The organism is Geminicoccus flavidas (assembly GCF_009806515.1).
Taxonomy (GTDB): Bacteria; Pseudomonadota; Alphaproteobacteria; order Geminicoccales; family Geminicoccaceae; genus Geminicoccus; species Geminicoccus flavidus.
Genome location: NZ_WUJP01000710.1, coordinates 1 through 396 on the forward strand (window position 1 = coordinate 1; position 396 = coordinate 396).

Annotated in this window: 1 pseudogene; it reads left to right on the plus strand. The window is 64.1% G+C overall.

Features of this window, described 5'->3' with window-relative positions:
- Positions 1–304 (plus strand): annotated as a pseudogene (locus EQG76_RS20355) (hypothetical protein); the annotation flags it as partial.
- Positions 305–396 lie beyond the last annotated feature (92 nt).

The window sequence follows — 396 nt, forward strand, 5'->3', positions numbered from 1 at the left end:
CCGGCTGTGTGCGGAGCAGCGCCCTGATATCGCGCTGATCGATCTGAACCTCAGAGACGGTGGGGATGGTCGGGTGATCGCCCGGCACCTCAAGGAGCGCTACAACGCGCCAGTGTTCCTGCTAACCGCCCAGGCGGCCCTGGCGCGCACCGAGAAACAGACGGTATGGGGGGTCATGCGCAAACCCTACGACACCAGCGGCTTGCCTCGACTGATCGACTTTGTCGCCGCTGTCTTGAGGGGGCGTCCAGCGGAGCCGCCACCGGGTGTGGAGATCTTCAAGCTGCCGGATCAGCGGCGGTAGACGGAAAAGGAACCCTGGTGCCCGCCGGTATGCTTCTAGCATGGCCCGCAACTATGCGCGGCCGAGCGGAGAATGATCATGGACGAAGATCG